Origin of the sequence: Thioalkalivibrio sp. ALJ21, from assembly GCF_000378605.1 — a bacterium.
Classification (GTDB): domain Bacteria; phylum Pseudomonadota; class Gammaproteobacteria; order Ectothiorhodospirales; family Ectothiorhodospiraceae; genus Thioalkalivibrio.
Window position 1 is genome coordinate 315,766 of the sequence record NZ_KB905155.1, and the last position, 24,191, is coordinate 339,956.

The following is a 24,191-nucleotide window of genomic DNA, read 5'->3' on the forward strand; positions in this document are numbered from 1 at the left end:
GTAAATCCAGCTGGGCGAGCCTGACCGGGAGGGGCGAAGTATGAGTGTCTCCGGTATTGGGACCTCCGCGCTGCTGGCGTTTCAGCGCGCGATCGGCACGACCAGCAACAACATCGCCAACTCCGCGACCGAGGGCTACAGCCGTCAGCGCACTGAGCTGGGCAACCTGAGTCCGCAGTTCCTTGGGGGCTCGTATCAGGGGCAGGGGGTCGGCGTAGATGCCATCCGCCGCATCTCGGACGACTTCGTCAACACTCAGCTGCGTACCAGCATCTCCGAACAGTCCAACGCCCAGGCGAAGGCGGATCTGGCCAGGCGTATCGACAACCTGCTGGCGGACGAAGCCAGTGGTCTGGCGCCGGTCTTGCAGGGGTTCTTCGACGCCGCCTCCGACGTGGCCAATGATCCGACCTCCAATGCTGCGCGTACGGTGTTCCTGACCGAGGCCGAGTCGCTGGCGGAGCGCTTCAAGGCCATCGACGGGCGTCTGGAGGAGCAGCGGCGTATCGTGAACGGGCAGATCGAGACCAGCGTCAAGGAGATCAACCAGCTCGCCGAATCCCTGGCGGGCCTCAACCGCGAGATCGTTGCCAAGAGCACCCAGGGCACACCGAACGATCTGCTGGATCAGCGCGATCGCGTGCTGAACCAGTTGGCGGAGAAGATCGATGTCACCACGGTCGAGCAGGACGACGGCGCGCTGAATGTGTTCATCGGCAACGGGCAGGCGCTGGTGCTGGGCGGAACCAGTCAGTCGCTGGTGGCCGAATCCTTCTCCGGCGACCCGGGCAGGATGGAAGTCGGGATTCGGTCGGGTAGCGGGGTGGCAAACGTGACTCGCTTTCTGCAGGGCGGTGAACTCGGGGGGCTGCTGGAGATTCGCGACTCGGTCATCGACACCGCGCAGAACACACTGGGTCAGATCGCCACCCAGCTGGGACAGGCCTTCAACGAGCAGAACGCCCAGGGCCTCGATGCCGATGGCCAGATCGGTGGCGACATCTTCGGGATTGGTGAACCCGCAGTGTGGGGACGTTCCAGTAACACCGAGAGTGGTGTCCCGGGCGTCGAGATCGGAAACGCCGACGAGCTGACCACCTCCGATTACCGCTTGCGCGTAAACAGCGACGAGGAGTTCGAACTGCTGCGGCTGCCGGGCAATCAGGTGGTGGAGATGGAAGACCTCGGCGACGGTCGCTTCCGAGCCGACGGCATGATCATTGATGTGGGAGACCTCGGTGCCAACGAAGGTGACAACTGGCTGATCCAGCCCACGCGGAATGGCGCCCGCGACCTCGAGGTTGTCCTGGATGACCCGCGCGGGATCGCCGCGGCTGCGGCAATCCATGACGTCGCGGCGGCTGAGGACAATACGGGTGACGCTGTCGTCGAGGGCTTTCGGATTACCTCCACGGATTATGACCCGGACGTGCTAAAGAACGGGGCCACTGTGACGTTTGAAGACGGTGAATACTTCGTACGCAACAGCGATGGTGAAATGATCGGCCAGGCAGACCATGACGACGGCGAGCCAGTCACGATTCAGACAGAAGATGGCTGGTCGATCACCTTGAGCGGGGCCCCGGACGACGGGGATACGTTTATCGTTGAAGGGGGGCAGGACCGCCCGGGCGACAACCGCAACATGCTCGCTATGGCTGATCTGTCCGAGGCTCGCACCCTCGAGACGGACAATGGAGACCGGCGAATCCCCGGCTTTGGCGATGCCTATAACAGCCTGATCGCGAACGTCGGCACGCGCACGCGACAGGCCAACGTGGCGCTGGACTCCGCGAATGCCCAGCTGGAGCAGGCCAAGGCCCAGCGCGAGTCGATCTCGGGCGTGAATCTGGATGAAGAGGCCGCCGACCTGATCCGCTATCAGCAGGCCTATCAGGCGGCCGCCCAGGTGATCCAGGTCAGCAACTCGCTATTCGACAGCCTGCTGGGCGCGTTCCGCCGTTAGGCGACTTGTGATTCGAGGGAAACCCGATGCGTATCTCCACAACCCAGATCTTCCAGAGCGGGATCAACCAGATCCAGGCGGGCCAGGGCGAACTCAATCGCACCTCGCTGCAGCTGGGTTCCGGCAAGCGCATCCTGTCGCCATCGGACGACCCGAGCGGCGCGACCCAGATCAACCAGTTCGAGCGCATCATCAAGGCGACCAAGCAGTTCCAGCGGAACATGGAGAACACCCAGCCGCGCATGCAGCAGCAGGAATCATTGCTGCAGCAGGGCACCGATGCCCTGCAGCGGGCGCGCGAGCTGGTGGTCACCGGCAACAACGACAGCCAGACCGAGGAGACTCGCAAGTATCTGGCGGGCGAGCTGCGCCAGATCCGTGATGGGTTGTTCGAGATCGCGAACACGCGCGACCCCAATGGCGAGTACCTGTTTGCCGGCACCAAGTCCCAGGACCAGCCGTTCCATCAGGATGCGGATGGGGAGGTGAGCTATTCCGGGGCGTCCGGCGAGGGCAGTGTGCGCGAAGTGGCGGTATCCGCCACGCGCAAGGTTCGCCTGGGCGAGGACGGGGCTCGGGTGTTCATGGAGATTCCCGAGAATGACGGGCGTGTCGGGGCCTCGGTCGCCACGAACAACGGCACCATGGTGCTGGAGAAGGCTGAAGTTTCCGATCGTTCGGCCTTCAATGAGAACCGCGACGAGACCTTCGAGATTGTCTTTAGTGAAGATGACGGAGAGATCACCTACACCATCGAGGATGGAGAAGGCGAGGTGTTCGATGGTCTGGGAGATCAGCCGTATGTCCCCGGGGCCGCGATCGAATTCGCCGGGCGTACCGTGGTGATTTCTGGTACCCCCGCCGATGGTGACACGATCGAATCCCGACCCGCGGAAAACGTAAGCGTCTTCGAGAGCCTGGATCGGATCATCAATGCGCTGGAAAACAGTGGCGGCGGTTCCACGGCGCGTGCGGACCTGGCATCGGCTACCAACACCGCCCTGGCGGACCTGGACGCAGCGCTTGGCAATTTTAGTGATATCCGCGCCGAGTTGGGTGGGCGGCTGAAGACCTTCGACCAGCAAATGGACCTGAACGAGGATCGCCTGCTGGACCTGGAAACCGCAGTGTCGCAGATTCGCGATCTCGACTATGCCGAGGCAATCAGTCGTTTCAACCAGCAGCAGGTGGCGCTGCAGGCCGCGCAGCAGACCTATACCCAGGTCAACCGGCTCTCCCTGTTCGACTTCATCTAGGCAGAAGCGCCTGCGCACGGGCGCGGGCGTCTGTGCGACCATATTACGATCCCCATGAAGCGTCCCCCAGGGACGGAACCGCACAATGGCCAAATACCAGGAACCCTCCGCACCGATCCAGTACCGCTCCACCGGGCGGCCCCCGCGCTATCTGATCGTCCTGCTGGTGCTGGCGGTCATCTGGGCGGCCTTCTGGGGCGTGGTGATGCTGCAGTCCGGCGAGCCGAAGCCCGTGACCCTGAGCGAGCAGGAGCAGGTGGAGCTCGAGGCCAAGCTGCAGGCGATCTCCGCACCCGATGCACCGCGCCCCGATCAGGCCCCCAGTGAGCCGATTGTTGATCTCGAAGCCGACGCGGAGCCGCTGATCCCCGAGCTCTACGAGGAGACCGACGAGGCGCGGATCGTCCAGTTCAGTGAGCGCGAGCTGAATGCCCTGATCGCGCGCGATCCGGACCTGGCCGGCCGGGTGGCGGTCCGCCTGACACCGGGGCAGGTGAGCACGCGCGTGCGCATCGACGTGCCGGCGGACGTGCCGCTGATGGGCGGGCGTGTGCTGAACGTGCGCTCCGGTGTGCGCTTCGAGACCGAGGGCGAGGAACTGCGAGCCCGGCTCGTCGGTGTGTCCGTCGCCGGTATCCCCCTGCCGGATGCCTGGCTGGGCGGTCTGAAAGACGAGGACCTGCTGGCGCTGGAGCCCTTCCAGCACCTGCGCGCGGGGATCGAGAGCATCGATGTGCGCGAAGGGGAGCTGGCCCTGCATCTCGCACGCTAGCCAGCTCCTGCAGATCGACTATGGGTCGACGCGCAGCGTCTCGCCCCCCAGCGCTTCGACCTTGGCGCGTACGGTGACGGACACCGTGGAGGTCCCGGCCTCCAGTGCGGGCTGGCTGGCGGACTCGTCCATCGCCCGCATCGCCATCATCGGCTGCGGGCGGTCATAGCCGCTGTCGACGAGTTCGACCTCCACCGGGCGCAGCTCGGTGGCCCCCAGGGAACGTGCCATCGCGCGTGCCTGTTCCTTCCAGTCGTCCATGGCGGCCTCCAGCAAGACCTTGCGGTGCTCCTGCTGTGTCTCGCGGCTGAGCGAGAAGCGAATCTGACCAACGGTCAGTTCGTCTCCCTGAAGAACACCTACAAGCTCCGTCAGGCTGTCGAAATCACTGCCGACCAGTTCCAGGGTCTGCTGGACCTGCCAGGCTCTGATCTGGTCAGGTTCATCCCGGTCGTGGATGGCCTGCGTCGTGTAGCTGCGGGTCGAGGCCTCGACCGTGTCATAGTCTTCCGCGCGCGCCAGGGCCTGTTCCATACGGCGATTCACCGTGGCTGCGGCGTCCCGCGCGTCCGGGGCACGGGCCTGGGCCTGCATCTGGACCGTCATGCGGTCATTCTCCACCTGCCGCTCGGCATGGCCGGAGAGCGTCAGTGTGGTGTTGCCATCGGCGCTGGCCAGGGCCGGGATCAGCAGCAGGGCGCTCAGCCAGAGGCATGCGACAAGGGGGCGCAGGAACGGAGTGCGGCTCATGGGGTGATATCCGGTGGGGTCAGGGTTCCATCGTACGTGCGAGGCGCACGCCGGCAAAGACATGGCGTTTCTCCGGCGTGAAGAAATTGCGCATGCTGGGGCGTTTCAGTAACGGATCGCTCCAGTCGCTGCCGCCGCGCAGGACGTAATGCCGGCCGTCAAACCACGGGGCCGAGTATTCGTTGTAGGGGAAGGGGCGGAATCCGGGATAGGGCGCGAACGGATTCTCGCACCATTCCCAGACCCGGCCTGTGCCTCGCAGCGTTCCCTCGCGCTGGGCATGTTCCCATTCGTGCTCGTGGGGCAGCCGGGCGCCGGCCCACCGCGCGAAGGCCTCGGCCTCGAAGCGGGACACGCCCACCACCGGGGCATCGGGGTTGCGCTGGACCGTGCCCTCCGGCAGAACCTGCAGGCCAATGTCGGTCCCGGACCCGCGCCACCCGAGTGGGGCCTGGATGTCGTGGGCCTTGCGCCAGTCCCACCCCTCGCGGCTCCATAGTTCGGGACGGTGATAGCCGGCATCCTGTATGAAGGCTTGCCACTCCCCGTTGGTGACAGGGTCGCGCCGGATGGCAAAGGGCGCGAGATGCTTCCCGTGAACGCCCTTTTCATTGTCGAAGACCAGTACGTCGTCGCCGCCAACGGTGGCGTGCACGGCATCCCATTCGCGCCAGGATTGCGAGGTGATCTCGGGCGTCTGCAGGCGGGGCTCCGAGTGGGCAGGGGCAGCCCCCCGAAGGCGGGCAAACCAGCGCACCTGAGCCAGGGTCTCCAGGTGCATCGCGTGGTGCTGGGCAAGGAACCCCGTCAGGTACTCGTTGGCCATCAGCGGGTGGTCGAGGATCCCGGTGTGGCGGGCAAGCCAATCGCGATGCCGGAACTGTAGCCCGCGTCCCCATGGGATGAGTCGATCGAGGGCGGGCAGGCGTCCACCCCGGCGCCATTTGGGGCTGAGCTCGGGGAAATAGAGGTCATGCCAGTCCCGCGTGCGGGGTGGTGCGTGCCCGAGAATACGTTCACGCAGCCAGACGGCCTCGATGAAGTGGCAGTGGGCGTAGTGCCAGCCGATCGGGCTAAGGTCCGGGTGGTACTGGTTACGCCAGATTTCGGTGGGTGTGCTTTCCAGTGCAGTGTTCAAGCGCTCGTGCTGACGGGCCAGGTCGTCCAGCAAGGACGAAGAAGAGACGAGGCTCGCTGGAGGGTCGAATGCTGGGGTGCTCATATCCGAGTGGAAAGGCTAGAGCGCGAGGAGTTCCGGTGGTTCGTCAGGATCGAGGATCAGGATGTGTCCTGAAGGGACGGGGCGCCAGCGCTCCCGGTCCGTCAACGGCTCGGAGGCGACGATTACCGAGTCCTCGGGGAAGTCGTCATCGTCGGACGTGTAGTACAGGCTGGGGCAGGGGCTGTTGATCGCATGGCGGCTGGCGACCAGACGGCGCCCGTCGGACAAGAGGACGTTGAGCAGAGCCATCTCGTCGCCGAGCCAGGTTTCCAGTGTCGAGAAAGCCTCGCCCAGGGCGCCTTCCAGCGTGGCATTCTCGTCATCTGCCAGGAACTGGCGGACCAGGGCGAACAGGTACTCGGAATCTGTGGTGCCCTGGATGCCCGCCTCGATCTCGGGCGTCAGCAGGTTCTCGATCTGCCGGCGGATCTGCGGCCTGAAGCCGCCAATGAGGCCATTGTGGCTGTAGAGCAGCCCGTCGGTGGCGAACGGCTGGGCATTGACCGTGTCGCCTCCGAACCCGGGGGTCGCACTGCGAATGGCGGAGATCCACAGCGGTTCTTCCAGTGTTTCGGCGAGCGCCTGCAGGTTCGGGTCCTGCCAGAGGGGGTCGGCACGCCGGTAGCAGCGCGCAGTGCCGTCCTCACTGAACCAGCCAAACCCGAACCCGTCCGCATTGACACGGGCGTAGACCAGCTCTTGCGGCGCAATCGCCTGCTCGATCAGATTGTGCGGTGGATCCAGCAATACCCGTCTGAGTGTCAGCGGTGGGCCCAGATAGGCTAGATGGCGACACATTGGCGCGGACTCGCGGTTGGGAGGTCAGGAGTTTCATGGTAGCGTGCCGGGAACCCCGAAGCACGGATGTGCCCATGAAGCCCGAGAGTCCTGCCATGCCGCTCCCGGAGCGCTACACCCGTCATGTGGTGCAGGTGCGTGACCCGCATGCGGAGCTGGTGGCGGACTTTTGCGAGGGCATGCTGGAGGCACCGCGCTGGCTGCCGCCAAAGTACTTCTACGATGCCCGTGGTTCGCAGCTTTTCGATGCCATCTGCGACACGCCCGAGTATTACCCCACGCGTCTTGAATCGGCCCTGCTGGAGTCCCGAGCGACCGAGATCGTCGAGGCCTCGGGTGCCCACACACTGATCGAGCTCGGCAGCGGGACCTCGCGCAAGACCGAGTACCTGATAGCGGCGTTGAACGAGCGTGTCGACGATCCGTATTACGTTGCCAATGATGTCTGTGGCGAGATCCTCGACGAGGCGGCCGAGCGACTACTGGGACGATTCCCCACACTCGTGATCGAGGCGCTGTGTGGTGACTATCTCGCCGCGCTTTCGGCCCTTCCAACGCTGACACCTGTCCCAGCGGCCCCGCGCCTATTCACCTTTCTCGGCGGCAGCCTGGGGAACTTCGAGGATGCGGAGGCGATCGCCCTGCTGTCCAAGATTTGCGCTGCCATGGGTGCGGAGGATCGGCTCCTGCTCGGGCTGGATCGGGTCAAGGCCATCCCCGTTCTGGAGGCGGCCTACAACGACGCGGCTGGTGTGACGGCGGCGTTCAACCTGAACCTGCTGTCCGTCCTCAATCGTGAGTTGGGAGCGGACTTTGATCCCGACGGTTTCCGCCATCGCGCCCCGTTCGTCCAGGCGCATTCCCGCATCGAGATGCATCTGGTCGCCCAGGGTGACCAGACCGTCCAGGTCTCCGAACCCGCAACCACTCTGCAGTTCGCCGATGGCGAGTCCATTCGCACCGAGATCTCGCGCAAGTTTACGCGCCCGATGGTGCAGCAACTGCTGTCCGGCGCCGGACTGGCGCAGGTGGCGGAGTGGTCGGCGCCGGACGAGGCCTACAGCCTGTTCCTGCTGGCCCCGGGGGGCGCACAGGCATGAGCCGGAGCCCGCGTCTCGTGCTGGTCCGACACGCCCAGGCCGGCAACGCAGGGGACTGGGAAGGTGCCGACCGGGATCGGCCGTTGAGCGAGGCCGGCCAGGTGAGTGCCCGGCGCCTGGGGGCCTCGCTGACCCACTTGCTTCCCGGCCATGTGGAACTGCTGACCAGCCCCTACCTGCGCGCGCGTCAGACGGCGTCACCCATCGCCGAAGCACTGGGTGTGCCGGTGCGCCAGAAGAAATGGCTGGCCCCCGGGCAGGTGGCCGGCGTCGAACTGGAGGCACTGGCGGCGCGCCTGCCGGCGGACGGCAGCTTGGTGGTGGTCGGCCATGAGCCGGACCTCTCCTCGCTGGCGGGACGCCTGATGGGCTGTCCGTTGGGGGCTTCCGGGGTGCATATGGGCAAGGGTTCGGCATGCGCCCTGGGAGGCGGTCTGCCCGGTCCCATGCAATTGTCCTGGCTGTTGCCCCGCCGAGTGCTGGAGGACCTCTCGGGAGACCACGGGTAGATATGAATATGGACGGGCAGGGCGAGACTGTCGCGGCAGTCGATCTGGGCTCCAACAGCTTCCACATGATCGTGGCCCGGCGTCACGAGGGCGAGGTCCTGAAAATGGACCGGCTCAAGGAAACGGTGCGACTGGCCAGTGGCCTGGATGGCCGCGGTCGTCTGGATGCAACGGTCGAACGCCGCGCACTGGATTGCCTCGAACGTTTCGGCCAGCGACTGCGCCAGCTACGCCAGGGCAGTGTGCGCGTCGTGGGCACCAATACGCTGCGCCAGATGGCCGACAGTCAACGTTTTCTGGTCGCCGCGGAGCAGGCCCTCGGGCATCCGGTGGAGGTCATTGCCGGGCGCGAGGAGGCGCGGCTGATTTATCTGGGTGTGGCCCATACGCTCGCCGATGACGAGGGCCGTCGCCTGGTGATGGACATCGGCGGCGGCAGCACCGAGTTCATTATTGGCGAACGCTTCCGCCCCATCCTCGCTGAAAGCCTGGAAATGGGCTGCGTGACCTTCACCCAGAGGCACTTCTCCGATGGCCACCTGACCCCCCGGGCGTTTGCCGCCGCCGAGCTGCATGCCGGCCAGGAGTTGCAGCCGATTGCCGCTACCTACCGCGAAGCCGGGTGGGATCAGGCGTTGGGAGCCTCCGGCACCATCCTGGCGCTGGATCGTATCGTGCGCGAGACCGGGATTGACGAGGCACCGGGCATGACGCTTGATGCGTTGCGCACCTTGCGCGAACGCATGATCGAGGTCGGGCGCCTGGACAAGCTGGAGCTGCCGGGTCTGGCCGAGGACCGGGTACCGGTGATTGCGGGCGGACTGGCAGTGCTGATCGGGGCGTTCGAGGCGCTGGGGATCGAGCGGCTGCATCCTTCCGATGGCGCCCTGCGCGAGGGGGTGATCCACGATCTCCTGGGCCGTTTCCGGCACGAGGATGTACGGGGCCTGACCATCCACAACCTGCGTCGCCGTTTTGCCGTGGACGAGGCGCAGGCCGAGCGGGTACAGGCCATGGCGGCGCGGCTGCTGGGGGCGGTCCGGGCCCGCTGGGGGCTGGACGAGAGCGACGGCGAGCGCCTGGACTGGGCGGCCGAGCTGCACGAGGTGGGGTTGGCGCTCGCGCACAGCAAGTACCACAAGCACGGCGAATACATCCTCAACTGGGCCGATCTTCCGGGGTTCTCGCAACCCGAGCAGCACGAACTGGCGCTGCTGGTGCGCCTGCACCGCCGCGCGTTCAAGCCGAAACTGCTCAATGACGTACGTCAGGCGCGGGTCGAGCCCCTTCTGCGTCTGGCCAGTCTGCTGCGACTGGCGGTGCTGCTTCACCGCTCGCGCGCGCCGGAGCCGCCGCCGCTGGAGCGGCTCGAGGCACGCGAACGCGGGCTGGTGCTGGGCTTTGCCGCTGGCTGGCTGGATGCGCATCCGCTCACGCGGGCGGATCTGGAGGAAGAGGCCGGGCAGTGGGCGCGCCACGACCTTGAACTGACTTTCAGCTAGCGAGGGTCTTGAGCAACTGCTGCTGTGCCGAATGGGGTGCTTCGTCCGCGGCCGGCTGGACCCGCTGGTAACTCCCGTTGGCCTGCAGGGTCCAGGCACTGGCGGTATCCCGCAGGTAGTTGAAGAGTGATTCTTCCGCGACCCGGTCGCGCATCGCGGTATCGCGAATCGGAAAGGCGACCTCCACCCGGCGAAAGAAATTGCGGGGCATCCAGTCGGCGCTGGATAGATACAGCTCGGGCTCGCCCCCATTCTCGAAGTAGAACACCCGCGAGTGCTCCAGAAAACGGCCAAGCACCGAGCGCACCTCGATGTTCTCGGAGATGCCCGGCACGCCTGGTCGCAGGCTGCAGATGCCGCGCACGATCAGCTGAATCTTCACGCCCGCCTGTGATGCGCGATAAAGCGCCTGGATGATGCCGGTCTCGTTCAGCGAGTTCATGCGCGCGACGATCCGCGCCGGCCGACCGTCGCGCGCGTTCTCGGCCTCACGTTCGATCTTCTCGCACATGGCATCGTGCAGACGGAAAGGCGCCTGGATCAGTTCGCGCAGGCGCTCCACCTTGCCAAGGCCCGTGAGCTGTTGAAACACGCGATGCACGTCCTCGGTGAGTACCGGGTCGGCCGTCAGCAGGCCGTAATCGGTATAGGCCTTGGCGGTGCCCGAGTGATAGTTGCCCGTGCCCAGGTGGGCATAGCGGACCAGCTTGTCGCCGTTACGACGTACCACCAGGGCGAGCTTCGCATGCGTCTTGTAGCCGACCACGCCGTAGGTCACATGTACGCCCGCATCCTGCATTCGGTTGGCCAGTTCGATGTTGTCCGCCTCGTCGAAGCGGGCGCGCAGCTCGATGACGACGGTCACCTCCTTGCCCGACTGCGCGGCCTCGATCAACGTTTCGACCAGTGGTGACTGGGTGCCTGTGCGATAAAGCGTCTGCTTGATCGCCAGCACGCGCGGGTCGCTGGCGGCCTGGCGCAGGAAATCCACCACCGGCATGAACGACTGGTAGGGATGATGCAGCAGCAGGTCCTGCTCGCGGATGGAGGCGAAGATGCTTTCACCGCTGGCATCCGTGCGCGGCAGGGCGGGGATGAATGGGGGAAACTTGAGGTCGGGCCGGTCGACCAGGTCGTACACGGCCATCATGCGGTTCAGGTTGACCAGTCCGGTGACCTGGTAAAGATCGTCTGCCTCCAGATGGAACTCCTGCAGCAGGAACTGCGCGACCTCGTCCGGGCAGTTGTCCGCGACCTCCAGGCGTACCCCCGCACCGTAGTTGCGCTGGGGCAATTCGCCTTCCAGCGCGTTCAGCAGGTCGTCGATCTCCTCTTCCTGCACGAACAGATCGGAGTTGCGGGTTAGCCGGAACTGGTAGCAGCCGGTGACCTTCATACCCTTGAACAGCTCGCTGACGTGGGCGTGCAGGATGGACGACAGCAGCACGAAATCGGAATCGCCGCTGGCCACCTCGCGCGGGAGTTTCACCAGACGCGGGAGGGAGCGTGGCGCCTGGACCACCGCGCGTCCGGACTCGCGGCCGAACGCATCCTTGCCCTTTAGCGTGACGATGAAGTTCAGGCTCTTGTTCAGGATGCGCGGAAACGGGTGCGCGGGGTCGAGCCCGATCGGACTCAGGACCGGCTGCAGCTGCTCGTGGAAGAACTGGCGAACCCAGGCTTTTTGCTGCTCGCTCCAGTGCGAACGACGCACAAAATGGATGCCTTCCTCGGCCAGTGCCGGTATCAGTTCGTCGTTGAGCGCGCGATACTGATCGTCCACCAGGGCGTGCGCCCGGGGCGCGATCAGGCGCAGCTGTTCCGTCGCGGACAAGCCATCCGGTCCTGGCGCCTGGACGTTCAGGTCGATCTGCTGACGCAGCGATCCGACGCGGACCTCGAAGAACTCGTCGAGGTTGGTGGACGAGATGCTCAGGTAGCGCAGCCGCTCCAGCAGGGGAAAGCCCGGGTCGCGTGCCAGTTCCAGCACGCGCCGGTTGAATTCCAGCAGTGACAGCTCGCGGTTGAGAAAGAGCTCGGTATCGGTCACGTCGGCATCCGGCATGCACGACTCGGGGCAAGGGTGGGGCCCCGAGTGTAGGTATGCATTATGTCAGTTTCGTGACAGGCCGAGCGAAGGTCTCAGGCTCCACGGGTCAGCAGGAATTCCATCAGGGCCTTCTGCGCGTGCAGCCGGTTTTCCGCCTCGTCCCAGACCACGCTTTGTGGGCCTTCGAGGACCTCGGTGGAGACCTCTTCCTCGCGGTGCGCGGGCAGGCAGTGCATGAACAGGGCGTCGTCGTTGGCCAGACGCATCAGGTCGGCGTCCACGAAGAACCCGGAAAAGGCCCGGCGGCGGGCGCTCTTTTCCTGCTCCTGCCCCATGCTGGCCCAGACGTCGGTGACGACGAGGTCGGCACCCTCGGCCGCCGCGCGCGCATCGCGGGTCAGTTCGAAATGGTCGCGCGTGGCATCCACGACGTCCTCTTCCGGGTCGTAGCCCTCGGGACAGGCCGCCACAAGCTGGAAGTCCAGCAAGTGCGCGGCATACATGTAGCTGTGGCACATGTTGTTGCCGTCGCCAATCCAGGCCACGCGCTTGCCCCGGATGTCGCCCCGGTGTTCGAGATAGGTCTGCAGGTCAGCCAGCAGCTGCGCGGGATGTTCCCGGTCGGTCAGACCATTGATCACGGGAACCGAGGAGTGCTGGGCGAACAGTTCGATCTTCTCGTGCTCGTAGGTGCGGATCATCACGCAATCCACCATGCGCGAGAGTACGCGGGCGGTGTCCTCGATCGGCTCCCCGCGACCCAGCTGGGTGTCGCGCGGGGACAGGAACAGGGCGTTGCCGCCCAGTTGCTGCATGCCGACTTCGAACGAGACGCGCGTCCGGGTGGAGGACTTCTCGAAGATCATCCCCAGGGTCTTGCCGCGCAGGATGTCATCGTGGTGCTCGCCTGCGTGGGTCTGGCGCTTCAGCTCGATGGCCCGCGCCAGCACGGCGCGCGTCTCGTCCGCGGAAAGGTCATGGAATGACAGGAAATGGCGGGGTTTCATGCCTGTGCCTCCTGGGATACTTCGGACGCGAGCAATGAGCCGACCAGCTCGGCCACGGTGCTGGCGATCTGCTCGACCTGGGCGTCGTCCACGATCAGTGGCGGCAGCAGCCGGATTACCCGCTGCGCGGTCACGTTGAGAATCAACCCTGCGTCGAGGGCGGCCTGAACCAGCGCCCCGGCCGGGCGATCCAGCTCGATGCCGATCATCAGTCCGCGTCCGCGTACGGCGACGACCCCCGGTTTGTCCTCGAGCCGGTCCGTCAGCCGACGGCGGAGGATCTCGCCCTGCCGTCCAGCTTCCTCGCACAGGCCCTCGTCCTGCATCACGTCCAGCACGGCCAGGGCCGCCCGGCAGACCAGGGGATTGCCACCGAAGGTGGTGCCGTGGGTACCCGGGGTGAACAGGCCGGACGCACGGCCGGCCACCAGGTTCGCCCCGATCGGGATGCCGTTGCCCAGGCCCTTCGCGAGCGATATCACATCGGGCGTGATGCCTTCATGCTGGAAGGCAAACCAGTGTCCGGTGCGGCCGATCCCGGCCTGGATCTCGTCCAGCATCAGCAGCCAGTCGTGCTGGTCGGCCAGTTCGCGCAGGCGCCGCAGGTATCCGGGCGGGGGTACGTGGATGCCGCCTTCACCGGTGATGGGTTCGACCAGGATGGCGACCACGTCCGGATCGTCGGCCAGGGCCGCGACGGCCTCGGCATCGCCATGGGGGACGTGCACGAACCCCTCGACCAGGGGTTCGAATCCGGCATGGATCTTTTCGTTGCCGGTGGCCGACAGCGTCGCGAGCGTACGCCCGTGGAAGCTGCCGTGCATCACGATGACCTTCGGCTTCTCGATGCCGCGGCGGCGGGCATGCAGCCGTGCCAGCTTGATTGCCGCCTCGTTGGCCTCGGCGCCGGAGTTGCAGAAAAAGGCCTGTTCCATCTGCGCGAGAGCGCATAGACGCCGCGCGAGCTGTTCCTGCAAGGGGATACGGAACAGGTTCGAGGTGTGTACCAGCGTCTGAGCCTGATCGCAGATCGCATGCGCCACTTTCGGGTGGGCGTGGCCAAGGCCGCAGACCGCAATGCCGGACAGGGCATCGAGGTAGCGTTTGCCCTCGGTGTCCCAGAGCCAGGCACCTTCCCCCCGTTCGAAGGCAACCGGCAGCCGGCTGTAGGTATTCTGCAGGACGTCACTCATTAGCAAAGCTCTCCCAAATGAAGAAGCCGGCGAGCGAGCCGCCGGCTTCTGCCCAGGGTGCCGCACTGTGGCGGCCCCCAATCGCGTTATCGCGACTTATTTCATCTGCTGGGCGACAAAATCCCAGTTGACCACGTTCCAGAAGTTTTCCAGATACTTCGGCCGCGCGTTGCGGTAGTCGATGTAGTAGGCATGTTCCCAGACATCGCAGGTCAGCAGCGGGGTCTTGCCGTCACGCATCGGATTGGCCGCGTTGGAGGTGTTGACGATCTCCACCGAGCCATCGCTATTCTGCACCAGCCAGGTCCAGCCGGAGCCGAAATTGCCGACCGCGGCCTCGTTGAACTTCTCCTTGAAGCCATCAAACGAGCCAAAGGCGCTGTTGATCGCGTCGGCCACCTTGCCGGACGGCTCGCCACCGGCGTCCGGGCCCATGCAATTGAAGTAGAAGGTGTGGTTCCAGACCTGGGCGCCGTTGTTGAAGATGCCGCCAGCCGGGGCCTTCTTGATGATGTCCTCCAGCGAGGCGTTCTCGAATTCGGAACCGGGCAGAAGGCCGTTCAGCTTGGTCACGTAGGTCGCGTGGTGCTTGTCGTGATGGTATTCCAGCGTCTCGGCGGAGATGTGCGGCTCCAGCGCGTTCTTGGCATAGGGCAGATCGGGCAGTTCGTAGGCCATGAAAGACTCCTTGTAAGAAAACATGCGAGACTGCGTCTGGCCGACCATCGGTGGCCGCGCCAGTAAACCCGTCAACGATAGTCACGTTGCCCGGGTGATGCAATTTCCGATGATGCGGCTTGGTTATCGTTCAGCCAACGTTTGCGGAATTGTGAAGGAGCCACGGCATGTCCGCGCACGACGCCGATCGACAATCGGACGGCGACCCACCGTCGGCGGGTGCGAGCCCCGCCCGTAACGCCTACGCCTGGCGCGGGCGCATTGGGCTTCTCCTGGGCCCGCTCCTGATGCTCGCGTTCCTGTTTTTTCCACCGCCAGAAGGCGTTGCGCGCGAGGCCTGGTGGGTGCTCGGGTTGACCCTGTTCATGGCGACCTGGTGGATTTCCGAGGCCTTGCCTCTACCCGTCACGGCACTGCTGCCGATTGCCCTGTTGCCGCTGCTCGGCGTGATGCCGATGGACGCGGCGACCGCGCCCTATGCCAATCCCATCATCTTCCTGTTCATGGGCGGCTTTGCGATCGCGCTGGCCGTGCAGCGCTGGGGACTACATCAGCGGATTGCGCTCGCGATCGTAAGCCGGGCGGGGGACCGCCTGCATCTCCTGGTCGGGGCCTTCATGCTGGCCACGGCGGGGCTGTCGATGTGGGTCAGTAACACAGCGACTGCTGCGCTGATGTTGCCGATCGCCCTGTCCGTTCTGGCGCTGATGGATCGCGACACACACATTACGGGTGACGGCCTCGGCGCCGAGTCGCGCCGCCCCGCGCTGGCGCTACTGCTGGGGATCGCCTTTGCCGCCAACATCGGGGGCATGGCGACGATCATCGGCTCGCCGCCGAACGCACTGACCGCCGCCTATCTGGGCGATCGGCATGGCATCGAGATCGGTTTTGTGCAGTGGATGATGCTGGGCCTGCCTTTGGCCACCGCGTTGCTACTGCTGGCCTGGTGGCTGCTGACGCGCTGGGTCTTCCCGGTCCATCGCGTACGCCTGCAGGGGTTGCAGGCGATGATGGACCAGCAGCGTGCCGAGGTCGGGGCCTGGTCCCAGGCCGAGTACCGGGTTGCCGGCGTCTTCCTGCTGGTGGCGCTGGCCTGGCTGTCGCGCCCCTTCCTCGAAGATCTCCTGCCGATCCACCTGACCGATGCCGGGATTGCCATCCTCGGCGCCGGGCTGTTGTTCCTGCTGCCCTCGGGCGCCGTGGACCAGCGTCGGCTGCTGGCCTGGGATAACACGCGCGAGCTCCCCTGGGGGGTGCTGCTGCTGGTCGGTGGTGGTCTCAGCCTGGGTTCGGCCATCGAGGCGAGCGGCCTGGCGGAGCTGGCCGCCGAGGGCCTGGGCGCCGCCCAGACATGGCCGTTGCTGCTGATTATTGCCGGGACCGTGGTGGTGACCATGTTGCTGTCGCATGTGACCAGCAACACGGCCACCGCTGCGACGCTGCTGCCACTGGTGGCCGCGTTGGCGATGCACATGGAGATTCCGGTCGTGCTCCTCGCGATCCCTGTGGCCTTTGCGGCCTCCGTGGCCTTCATGCTGCCGGTCGCGACCCCGCCAAACGCGATCGTGTTCGCCAGTAATCGACTGCGGGTGATCGACATGATCCGTGGCGGCGCGCTGCTCTCCCTGGTGGCGATTGCCATGATTACGGTTGCGGTCTACGCCATGGCGGAGGTCATCCTGATGCAGGGATAGGCTCGTCTCCCGGCCTTTCAGGCTTCCTGTGACGCCCCTCAAGTTTTATGCTGCGCCGCCGCTAACGTCGGTGAAATGCCGCAGCAAGGATGCCGCAGGCCCGCAAAGCCTTATTGGGGAGAGTCTTCAGAATGTTCGATAACATCCGAATCGGAGTCCGGCTGATGGTCGGGATCATCACGGTGGTGCTGCTGGCCGTGATCCTGACCCTTGTGGTCGTGATGAACAGCCTTGGCACCATGGCCGATCGTGCCGAACAGCGCGAACTGACCGATCTGGCCGCGCAGCTTGTCGGTCGTCTGGACCAGGAAGCCGCGCGCGCGACCGCAATGGCAGAGACCGTGGCGAAGATCCCCGACGTGCAGGAGGCGATGGCGACGGGCGATCGCGAGCGTCTGGCCGAGATGACCGTTCCGAGTTTTGCCTCGCTCAGCGAGCAGTACGGCGTGCATCAGTATCAGTTCCATACCCCGCCGGCGACTTCCTTCCTGCGCGTTCACTCGCCCGACAATTATGGCGACGACCTGTCCGACTTCCGCCAGACGGTGGTCGACACCAACGAGAAGCGCACCCCGATCTCGGGACTTGAGGAAGGGGTAGCGGGTCTCGGGATTCGCGGGGTTGTGCCCATCGAACACAATGGCGACCACGTCGGTTCGGTGGAGTTCGGTCTTTCGTTCGGCGACTCCTTCTTCGAGGAGTTTACGGCGGATACGAATTCACCGGTCGCGCTTTATCTGCGCGATGGCCGTTCGTTCAGCCGTTTCCGCGGCACGATCGGCGGCGACCCGACCTTCAGCGATGCCGAAATGCGCGAGGTCATGGAGGGCGAAGAGCTGGTACGGAACGTGACCTATGAGAGTACCCCGATGGCCGTGGTCGCGCGCCCGGTCACGGACTTCTCCGGTGATGTAGTCGGTGTGCTTGAGGTCATGGTGGACCGCAGCGCGTATGTGGCGATGGCGCGCAACGCGACCGGTACCGTGGTTGCGGTCGGGGTGATTGCCGTGGCGCTGGGCGCCCTTCTGGCCTGGCTCCTGACCCGAAGCATCGTTCGTCCCCTGAACCGTACGGTGGTCCGCCTGAACGACATTGCTGGCGGCGGGGGCGACCTGACTCGCAAGCTGGAGGTTTCCGGGCGCAACGAGTTGGGAGAACTGGCAGAGGCGTTCAACAACTTTGTCGAGCAGATTCGTGGCCTGGTGTCCAGCGTCGCGGCCGGGGGCGATCAGGTTGCCGCAGCAGCGAACGAGCTGTCGGCAACCAGCGAAGAGACCAACGAGCAGGTGCGGCGACAGAAGTCGGAGATCGATCAGGTGGCCACGGCCATGAACGAGATGACGGCCACCGTGCAGGAGGTGGCCCGGAATGCGGCGGATGCCGCCGCCGCGGCCCAGAACACCGACCAGGACGCCAACGAGGGTCAGCAGGTGGTGCAACGCACCGTGGCCGCGATCAACGCGCTGTCGCAGCAGGTCGATGGTGCCGCCGAGGTGGTCAGCCGGTTGTCGCAGGATGCCGAGGAGATCAACAAGGTCCTGGAAGTGATCGGCGACATCGCCGACCAGACCAACCTGCTGGCGCTGAACGCGGCGATCGAGGCGGCACGTGCGGGTGAACAGGGCCGCGGTTTCGCGGTGGTCGCCGACGAGGTGCGTACCCTGGCCAGCCGCACGCAGGATTCGACCCACGAGATCCAGCAGATGATCGAGCGCGTGCAAAGCGGTACCCGCGAAGCGGTGCAGGCGATGGAAGATGGCCGTTCCAAGGCGCACCAGAGCGTGGAGCAGGTCAATCTGGCGGGCGAATCGCTGACCTCGATTACCCAGTCGGTCACGCGCATCAGCGACATGAACACGCAGATCGCCAGCGCCGCCGAGGAGCAGTCGACGGTGGCCGAGGAGATCAACCGCAACGTGGCCAATGTCACCGAGGTGCTGGATCAGACCGCGGCCGGATCGGAACAGATCCGCAACGCCTCGGAGGAGCTTTCCAAGCTGGCCTCCGAGCAACAGCAGCGGGTGGGGCAGTTCAAGGTGTAAGCCCCTTCCCAGTTGATGCCAAGCCCGGGTCCGGAGACGGTCCCGGGCTTTTTTGTGGCCGGCTTACTGGCTCTCGGCGGGTGGAAACAGGCGCTCGCCGTTCTCCCGGGCAATCATGCGCTGTACGTTGGGTGGCAGCTGCTGGAGCCAGGCCCGGGTGCTGTCCTTCAGCACGGTAAAGTGCTCCCAGCGGGCGAGGCTGAAGGTGTCATTGCCGATCAGGAACCGGTCCGGATAGTCGAGGAACAGCTCGAACCAGTCGGCGTCGATGATGCCGCCGGGATTGATGCGCGGGTTGCGCATGGAGACATCCATGACCATGTTCGGGTGCCGGTCCAGGTAGTCACGAACCAGGGGCGGGTAGGCATAGGAACCGGCGTGCGCCCAGAGGATGCGTACCTCGGGCTGGACGGCGTAGGCATGGTCGATCACGGCCGGATCGCCATGGATCACGATCCACAGATCCCGCTCGACTGCCAGTGCCAGCAGGTCCTCGAAGCCGCGGGCGAAGCGATCGTCGGCCTGTATATGCAGCTCCCCGATCCCGCGCCACTGGACCTGGCTTCGGTCGAGGATGGCCTCGACCTGCTCCCGCAGGCCGTCCTCGTACATCCAGTCCATCTTGCGCCCCAGACGCTGGGAGATCTCGAGAAACGGGACGATGCGCGCACCTACCTCCGGTTCCAGCGCTTCGATCAGTTTCGAGCGCGGGGCCATGATGATCGCGGACTGAATCGAATTCTCTTCGAGCGTGCGTGCAACAGCCTCTGGCGGGAAGTGTTCCATCTGCCGGTCACGGTAGTGCAGGTGGGCATCGAACAGGGGGTCAAGTGCCTGGGCGGTGGCTCCACCAAGCAGCGAGCCGAACAGCAGGGCCGCGGCCGGAAGAATGAACAGACGGGGCAGTCTTCGAGAGCGGTTCAGGGCAGCCATCCAGCGGGTTCCTCGGGTATGGGACCCCATTTTATACCGCGTTGTGCCGCCAGGCCTCGCGTTGGTGGTCTGTCCTTCTGGCGTCGTTGTCAGGCGCGGGAGTCCCCGGACACCGCGGCATCTCCGGAGCGTCCGTCCGGACGGTTCGGGTCGAAGCGCTCGCGCAGGTATTCGCCGATCGCATCCGACTCGTACAGCCAGCGTACCTGGCCGTCCGGCTCCTCAATGCGCAGGCAGGGCACTTGCAGCTTGCCGCCCTCGGTCTGCAGCTCCTCGCGGTGCGGGCCGGCCGCCTGGGCATTGCGCAACTCGATGTCCAGCGACAGCCGCTGCATGGTACGGCGGGCGCGGATGCAGAACGGGCAGGCCGGGAAATGATACAGCGCGAGGTGGCGCGTCTGTTCGTCAACGCGGGCCTGGTCGGCGGGGTCGCGCTCGATGCCGCGCGGTCGCGACAGACGCTCGCCAATCAGCATGAATGGGGTGAGGATCAGGCGTACGCCGCGAAAAAACCATCGGATCAGAAATCGCATGCGCGAAAGGATGCCACAAGCCCGCCGGTGGGTGACAGAGCCCGCATCGGGCGTGCGCACGTCAGGGCTGGCCGAAGTCGAACTCCCAGGGGTCTTCCGCGGGGGCGTCCAGCAGCGACGGGCGCAGGCGGATCACGGTGTAGCCTGCTGCCTTCAGCTCCTCCAGCCGGTCCGGTGCGGCCGTGGCCACCTCGACATGCTCGGGGAAGGCGTCGGGTTCGAGATTGCGCCAGCCGGCAAAGGTCCCGCAGACCACGACGTTGACGCCGTCATCCATCACCAGTGACTCGATCTCGGCGTGGAGCGAGCCATGTGCCGCGGCCTGGGCGCGTGTGAGGGTGAACTGCTCCGCCCCGTGGGTGACGACCGCGATCGGCAGGTCCGGGGCGCGCTGGCGCAGCACTCGGATATTCGCTTGGATCTCGGGCAGCAGCGCGCTCAGGGCCGCGCGGTCATTCTCGACAATCTCGAATGCGACGCCATCGGGGAGTTCGTCCTTCTCGAGCAGTGCCTCCACCTCGAAAGAGGGTGCGGCCTCTTCGACGTCATCCGCCGCCCACACGCCTCCAACCGCCGCGAACAGGGTCAGGCCGGCCAGGGCAAACAACGTCGAGATGAAACGCGGCATCGGGTCGCAGGGTCCGGGCATGAATGTGCTGAGCCCTATTTTGAGCCTGATCGCCGGGTGGTTGTCTACTCGGCCGGGTTTGTCGCCTTCCTAGTGACGATCCCCCGTGGCCTCGGCTGCCATCTGGTCGTAACTGGTGTGGCGGACGTTCTTGCCCTTTACGAAATACACCACGTACTCGCAGATATTGCGCGCGCGGTCACCGATACGCTCCAGCGAGCGGGTCGCCCAGACGATATCCATCAGGCGTGGCACCGCATCGGGGGAGGCGGTCATCTGTTTCATCAGCTTGTGCGTGATGGCCTCGTAGAGGCTGTCGATCTGGATGTCCTGCTGTGCGACTCGCACCGCCTGCTCGGTGTCCATGCGCGCGAACGCATCGAGCACGCCGCGCGTCATCTCGCGCACGAGCTGGCCCATCTTCGCGATCTCGTCCATCGGTGCCTCGCGGCGGTCGGAGTCCAGCAGTTGCAAGCCCATGCGGCCCACACGCTCGGCCTCGTCGCCCATGCGTTCCAGGTCGGTGATGGTCTTGATCACCGCGATCACCAGACGCAGGTCGGAGGCCGTGGGCTGGCGACGGGCGAGGATGTGGGTGCATTCCTCGTCGATCTCGACCTCGAGCGCGTTGACCTTGTAGTCGGAGGTCATCACGGTTTCCGCCAGTGCGGTGTCGCCCTCGACCATCGCGGTCACCGCATCGCCGAGCTGCTGCTCGACCAGGCCGCCCATGGTCATCACCTTTTTGATGATGTCCTCCAGCTCGGCATTGAACTGCTGGGAGATGTGCTGCTTGAAAAAGCTCTTGTCCATGATCCGGACTCCTGATCCGAAATGGCCTAACCGAAGCGGCCGGTGATGTAATCCTCGGTCTGCTTCTTGGCAGGCGAGGTGAACAGGGTGTCGGTGTCGGCGTATTCGATCAGCTCGCCCATGTACATAAAGGCGGTGTAGTCGGACACGCGCGCGGCCTGTTGCATGTTGTGGGTGACGATGACCAGCGTGTAGTCCTTCTTCAGCTCGATCATCAGCTCCTCGATCTTAAGCGTGGCCAGCGGGTCGAGCGCGGAGCAGGGCTCGTCCAGCAGCAGGACCTCGGGGTCGATCGCTATCGCACGGGCGATCACCAGACGCTGCTGCTGACCGCCGGACAGGCCAAAGGCGTTCTCGTGCAGGCGATCCTTGACCTCGTCCCACAGCGCGGCACGCTTGAGCGACTTTTCCACCACCTCGTCCAGGCGTCGGCGATTCTTGACGCCCTGCAGCCGCAGGCCGTAGGCCACGTTCTCGTAGATGGACTTCGGGAACGGGTTGGGCTTCTGGAACACCATGCCGACGCGGCGGCGCAGCTCCGGCACGTCCACGGCCTTTTCGTAGATGTCGTCGCCGTCGAGCCGGATCGTCCCCTCGATGCGGGCGGCATCGATCAGGTCGTTCATGCGGTTGAAGCAGCGCAGGAACGTCGATTTCCCGCAGCCGGAGGGGCCGATGAACGCCGTGATCCGGTTCTTCGGGATCTGGATGTCGATGCCCTTAAGGGCCTGATCCTCGCCATAGAACAGCTTCAGGTCCTCGGCGGTTAGGCAGATCTCCTCGCTGGAGAGCCGCAGGCCGCGGTCGGGTCGGTCGCCTTGCGTCACGTTGACGGCGTGGGTAGCGGTGTCACTCATCTCGGGTACTCCATGGGAAACAGGGTTCGACGCATCCCGTCCTCGCGACGGTTCGGAAAAGCACCGTCATCGCGAGCGCCGCAGGCGCGTGGCGATCTCCGTGGGTCGGCCCCGACGCGACCCCGGGCAGGCGTCGGGGTTGCGTCGGGAGGTTGCCGCGGCCCCTTCGGGGCCTCGCAATGACGGTGTTTGCGGGAGGCGTTGTGCATCGGGCAACTCAATCGCTGTCGGCGCGGTATTTCTCGCGCAGGTAGTTGCGGATCGAGATCGCGGTCAGGTTGAGCACGATGATCAGCATCACCAGCACCAGGGCGGTGGCGTAGACCAGCGGGCGGCCGGCCTCGACGTTCGGGCTCTGGAAGCCGACGTCGAAGATATGGAAGCCCAGGTGCATGAACGCACGGTCCAGGTGCAGATAGGGGAAGTTGCCATCCAGCGGCAGGGTCGGCGCCAGCTTGACCACGCCGACCAGCATCAGCGGCGCCACCTCGCCCGCGGCACGCGCCACCGCCAGGATCAGCCCGGTCATCATCGCCGGGGCCGACAGCGGCACGATCAGGCGCCACAGGGTCTCGGCCTTGGTCGCGCCCAGTGCCAGCGAGCCGTGACGGATGCTGGCGCCGATCCGGGTCAGGCCTTCCTCGGTGGAGACGATCACAACGGGCAGCGTCAGCAGCGCGAGCGTCAACGAGGCCCAGATAATCGCGGGCGAGCCGAAGGTTGGCGAGGGCAGGGCGTCGCGGAAGAAGATCTGGTCGATGTTGCCGCCAATCAGGTAGACGAAGAACCCAAGCCCGAACACACCGAACACGATCGACGGGACCCCGGCGAGGTTGTTGACGGAGATGCGGATGGTGCGCACCAGCGGTCCCTGCTTCGCGTATTCGCGCAGGTAGATCGCGGCGAGCACGCCGAACGGGGTCACCACGATGGACATCAGGATAACCATCAGCACGGTGCCGAAGATCGCCGGCAGGATGCCGCCCTCGGTGTTCGCCTCGCGCGGGTAGCCGGTCATGAAGTCCCAGAAGGCGACGACATAGTGGCGTAACTTGGCCGGCACGCTCATGTCGTTTGGCCACCAGGCGTTCACGATGCGCGAGAGCGGGATCGTCGCGTGTTCCCCGTCGGCGGTCTCCAGCACGATCGCAAAGCGGCCCAATTCGTCACGCAGGGCGTTGCGTTCGGCCTCGAGTTCGGCGTAGCGGGCGTCGAGTTCCTCGCGTTCGGCGTCCAGTTCCTCCTGGCGCTGGCCGCGTTCTTCCAGCGACAGCTCTTCGGCACGCTCCACGCCGCGCTGGGCGATGCGCAGGCGCTCGAGCTCGAAGTTCACCCGTCCGATCTCGATACGCTCGATGCGCTCGATCTGCTGAACCAGCTCGCGGGTCTGCGGCATGCGTTCCTCGAACGCGGTTCGCGCCTCGCCACCCTCGGCGACCGTTTCGCCGTCTTCTTGGTATTCCCGGATGTAGCCGTAGAAATCGCCCCACTGCAGACGCTCCAGCACCACCACGTCGCGCGGGCGTTCCCATTCGGACATGAAGTCGTCCAGGTACCACTGGAAGTCGCGGCTGTCGAGGTCACGGTTGCCACGCTTGATCAGGTGGCGGACCACGATGTCCTGGCCTTCCGGCACGGTGAAGCCGGCGTCGCGCATGGCCTGGGCGGTCATGGTCTCGGAGCGCTGCAGCTCGCCCATGACGCGTCGGGGCTCGGAGTCCTGCTCGGTCTGGTATTCGAATTCGATGACCTCGGAGGGCCAGAAGAAGGACAGACCGTTCACGGCGATCATCAGGATCAGGCCGAAGACCATCACCAGTGAGGCAGCGACCGCTCCGGCATTCAGCCAGATCCACGGGGTGCCGGATTTGAACCAATGATTCAT

21 protein-coding genes are annotated in these 24,191 nt (G+C 65.2%); 8 read left to right on the forward strand and 13 right to left on the reverse strand.

What is annotated here, in order from left to right; genetic code table 11:
* The first annotated feature begins 40 nt into the window (after positions 1-40).
* From flgK to F579_RS0101530, 3 genes are all read left to right on the forward strand, one after another.
* On the forward strand, positions 41-1,966 hold the full coding sequence (gene flgK / locus F579_RS0101520) for a flagellar hook-associated protein FlgK (protein WP_019024589.1): 1,926 nt from the start codon (positions 41-43) through the stop codon (positions 1,964-1,966).
* Between the two features lie 26 nt (positions 1,967-1,992).
* Positions 1,993-3,222 carry a flagellar hook-associated protein FlgL gene (gene flgL / locus F579_RS0101525; protein ID WP_019024588.1) on the forward strand — a complete coding sequence of 410 codons (1,230 nt, stop codon included), beginning with the start codon at positions 1,993-1,995 and terminating at the stop codon, positions 3,220-3,222.
* An 85-nt stretch (positions 3,223-3,307) separates the two neighbouring features.
* Positions 3,308-3,994, forward strand: coding sequence for a hypothetical protein (locus F579_RS0101530; RefSeq protein ID WP_019024587.1), 687 nt, complete (start codon positions 3,308-3,310; stop codon positions 3,992-3,994).
* An 18-nt stretch (positions 3,995-4,012) separates the two neighbouring features.
* Here the strand turns inward: F579_RS0101530 and F579_RS0101535 are convergent, their stop codons facing one another.
* The 3 genes from F579_RS0101535 to egtC all read right to left on the reverse strand — a co-directional run bounded on the left by F579_RS0101535 (position 4,013) and on the right by egtC (position 6,764).
* Complete coding sequence (locus tag F579_RS0101535) at positions 4,013-4,744, reverse strand: SIMPL domain-containing protein (protein WP_019024586.1); 732 nt, start codon at positions 4,742-4,744, stop codon at positions 4,013-4,015.
* A 19-nt stretch (positions 4,745-4,763) separates the two neighbouring features.
* Entirely contained in the window at positions 4,764-5,915 is a 1,152-nt protein-coding gene (locus tag F579_RS0101540; protein ID WP_019024585.1) for an SUMF1/EgtB/PvdO family nonheme iron enzyme, read from the reverse strand.
* Positions 5,916-5,981: 66 nt separating this feature from the next.
* Positions 5,982-6,764: an ergothioneine biosynthesis protein EgtC gene (egtC, locus tag F579_RS0101545; protein WP_026301068.1), complete on the reverse strand. Its 783-nt coding sequence runs from the start codon at positions 6,762-6,764 to the stop codon at positions 5,982-5,984.
* A gap of 74 nt (positions 6,765-6,838) precedes the next feature.
* On the opposite strand from egtC, the gene egtD reads away from it, so the two are divergent.
* Genes egtD through F579_RS0101560 form a run of 3 tightly spaced genes read left to right on the forward strand, consistent with a single transcriptional unit; the run spans position 6,839 to position 9,875 of the window.
* The gene (gene egtD / locus F579_RS0101550) at positions 6,839-7,864 is read left to right on the forward strand and encodes an L-histidine N(alpha)-methyltransferase (protein ID WP_019024583.1); all 1,026 of its coding nucleotides are present in this window, start codon (positions 6,839-6,841) and stop codon (positions 7,862-7,864) included.
* A gap of 17 nt (positions 7,865-7,881) precedes the next feature.
* Positions 7,882-8,373 carry a histidine phosphatase family protein gene (locus F579_RS0101555; RefSeq protein WP_019024582.1) on the forward strand — a complete coding sequence of 164 codons (492 nt, stop codon included), beginning with the start codon at positions 7,882-7,884 and terminating at the stop codon, positions 8,371-8,373.
* Positions 8,374-8,375: 2 nt separating this feature from the next.
* Positions 8,376-9,875 carry an exopolyphosphatase gene (locus F579_RS0101560; RefSeq protein ID WP_019024581.1) on the forward strand — a complete coding sequence of 500 codons (1,500 nt, stop codon included), beginning with the start codon at positions 8,376-8,378 and terminating at the stop codon, positions 9,873-9,875.
* On the opposite strand, the gene ppk1 is transcribed toward F579_RS0101560, so the two are convergent.
* The 4 genes from ppk1 to F579_RS0101580 form a co-directional block, all read right to left on the reverse strand.
* A complete protein-coding gene (ppk1, locus tag F579_RS0101565) occupies positions 9,868-11,940 on the reverse strand; it encodes a polyphosphate kinase 1 (RefSeq protein ID WP_019024580.1) in 2,073 nt (690 codons plus the stop codon). The two genes, F579_RS0101560 and ppk1, sit on opposite strands and share 8 nt — an antisense overlap.
* Before the next feature lie 77 nt (positions 11,941-12,017).
* Positions 12,018-12,932: an ornithine carbamoyltransferase gene (gene argF, locus F579_RS0101570; RefSeq protein WP_019024579.1), complete on the reverse strand. Its 915-nt coding sequence runs from the start codon at positions 12,930-12,932 to the stop codon at positions 12,018-12,020.
* A complete protein-coding gene (locus F579_RS0101575; protein WP_019024578.1) occupies positions 12,929-14,125 on the reverse strand; it encodes an acetylornithine transaminase in 1,197 nt (398 codons plus the stop codon). The genes argF and F579_RS0101575 overlap by 4 nt, the downstream gene beginning before the upstream one ends.
* Positions 14,126-14,221: 96 nt before the next feature.
* The gene (locus F579_RS0101580; RefSeq protein WP_012982357.1) at positions 14,222-14,803 is read right to left on the reverse strand and encodes a superoxide dismutase; all 582 of its coding nucleotides are present in this window, start codon (positions 14,801-14,803) and stop codon (positions 14,222-14,224) included.
* A 167-nt stretch (positions 14,804-14,970) separates the two neighbouring features.
* On the opposite strand from F579_RS0101580, the gene F579_RS0101585 reads away from it, so the two are divergent.
* Positions 14,971-16,500, forward strand: coding sequence for a DASS family sodium-coupled anion symporter (locus F579_RS0101585; RefSeq protein WP_019024577.1), 1,530 nt, complete (start codon positions 14,971-14,973; stop codon positions 16,498-16,500).
* A gap of 131 nt (positions 16,501-16,631) precedes the next feature.
* Positions 16,632-18,542: a methyl-accepting chemotaxis protein gene (locus tag F579_RS0101590; protein WP_019024576.1), complete on the forward strand. Its 1,911-nt coding sequence runs from the start codon at positions 16,632-16,634 to the stop codon at positions 18,540-18,542.
* Positions 18,543-18,605: 63 nt separating this feature from the next.
* On the opposite strand, the gene F579_RS0101595 is transcribed toward F579_RS0101590, so the two are convergent.
* The 6 genes from F579_RS0101595 to pstA all read right to left on the reverse strand — a co-directional run bounded on the left by F579_RS0101595 (position 18,606) and on the right by pstA (position 24,191).
* Positions 18,606-19,475 carry an amidohydrolase family protein gene (locus F579_RS0101595; protein WP_019024575.1) on the reverse strand — a complete coding sequence of 290 codons (870 nt, stop codon included), beginning with the start codon at positions 19,473-19,475 and terminating at the stop codon, positions 18,606-18,608.
* An 89-nt stretch (positions 19,476-19,564) separates the two neighbouring features.
* Positions 19,565-20,008 (reverse strand): glutathione S-transferase N-terminal domain-containing protein, encoded by a 444-nt coding sequence (locus tag F579_RS0101600; RefSeq protein ID WP_019024574.1) that lies wholly within the window; start codon positions 20,006-20,008, stop codon positions 19,565-19,567.
* 61 nt (positions 20,009-20,069) lie between these two features.
* Positions 20,070-20,636 carry a DsrE family protein gene (locus F579_RS0101605; protein ID WP_019024573.1) on the reverse strand — a complete coding sequence of 189 codons (567 nt, stop codon included), beginning with the start codon at positions 20,634-20,636 and terminating at the stop codon, positions 20,070-20,072.
* A 90-nt stretch (positions 20,637-20,726) separates the two neighbouring features.
* A complete protein-coding gene (gene phoU / locus F579_RS0101610) occupies positions 20,727-21,449 on the reverse strand; it encodes a phosphate signaling complex protein PhoU (protein ID WP_012982363.1) in 723 nt (240 codons plus the stop codon).
* A 26-nt stretch (positions 21,450-21,475) separates the two neighbouring features.
* Entirely contained in the window at positions 21,476-22,306 is an 831-nt protein-coding gene (gene pstB, locus F579_RS0101615; RefSeq protein ID WP_018139120.1) for a phosphate ABC transporter ATP-binding protein PstB, read from the reverse strand.
* Between the two features lie 217 nt (positions 22,307-22,523).
* Positions 22,524-24,191, reverse strand: coding sequence for a phosphate ABC transporter permease PstA (gene pstA, locus F579_RS0101620; protein ID WP_019024572.1), 1,668 nt, complete (start codon positions 24,189-24,191; stop codon positions 22,524-22,526).

Coding starts and splice junctions, on each gene's coding strand:
- flgK (WP_019024589.1), top strand. CDS start 41: ATGAGTGTCTCCGGTATTGGGACCTCCGCGCTGCTGGCGTTTCAGCGC.
- flgL (WP_019024588.1), top strand. CDS start 1,993: ATGCGTATCTCCACAACCCAGATCTTCCAGAGCGGGATCAACCAGATC.
- F579_RS0101530 (WP_019024587.1), top strand. CDS start 3,308: ATGGCCAAATACCAGGAACCCTCCGCACCGATCCAGTACCGCTCCACC.
- F579_RS0101535 (WP_019024586.1), bottom strand. CDS start 4,744: ATGAGCCGCACTCCGTTCCTGCGCCCCCTTGTCGCATGCCTCTGGCTG.
- egtC (WP_026301068.1), bottom strand. CDS start 6,764: ATGTGTCGCCATCTAGCCTATCTGGGCCCACCGCTGACACTCAGACGG.
- egtD (WP_019024583.1), top strand. CDS start 6,839: ATGAAGCCCGAGAGTCCTGCCATGCCGCTCCCGGAGCGCTACACCCGT.
- F579_RS0101560 (WP_019024581.1), top strand. CDS start 8,376: ATGAATATGGACGGGCAGGGCGAGACTGTCGCGGCAGTCGATCTGGGC.
- ppk1 (WP_019024580.1), bottom strand. CDS start 11,940: ATGCCGGATGCCGACGTGACCGATACCGAGCTCTTTCTCAACCGCGAG.
- argF (WP_019024579.1), bottom strand. CDS start 12,932: ATGAAACCCCGCCATTTCCTGTCATTCCATGACCTTTCCGCGGACGAG.
- F579_RS0101575 (WP_019024578.1), bottom strand. CDS start 14,125: ATGAGTGACGTCCTGCAGAATACCTACAGCCGGCTGCCGGTTGCCTTC.
- F579_RS0101580 (WP_012982357.1), bottom strand. CDS start 14,803: ATGGCCTACGAACTGCCCGATCTGCCCTATGCCAAGAACGCGCTGGAG.
- F579_RS0101585 (WP_019024577.1), top strand. CDS start 14,971: ATGTCCGCGCACGACGCCGATCGACAATCGGACGGCGACCCACCGTCG.
- F579_RS0101590 (WP_019024576.1), top strand. CDS start 16,632: ATGTTCGATAACATCCGAATCGGAGTCCGGCTGATGGTCGGGATCATC.
- F579_RS0101595 (WP_019024575.1), bottom strand. CDS start 19,475: ATGGCTGCCCTGAACCGCTCTCGAAGACTGCCCCGTCTGTTCATTCTT.
- F579_RS0101600 (WP_019024574.1), bottom strand. CDS start 20,008: ATGCGATTTCTGATCCGATGGTTTTTTCGCGGCGTACGCCTGATCCTC.
- F579_RS0101605 (WP_019024573.1), bottom strand. CDS start 20,636: ATGCCGCGTTTCATCTCGACGTTGTTTGCCCTGGCCGGCCTGACCCTG.
- phoU (WP_012982363.1), bottom strand. CDS start 21,449: ATGGACAAGAGCTTTTTCAAGCAGCACATCTCCCAGCAGTTCAATGCC.
- pstB (WP_018139120.1), bottom strand. CDS start 22,306: ATGAGTGACACCGCTACCCACGCCGTCAACGTGACGCAAGGCGACCGA.
- pstA (WP_019024572.1), bottom strand. CDS start 24,191: ATGAATCATTGGTTCAAATCCGGCACCCCGTGGATCTGGCTGAATGCC.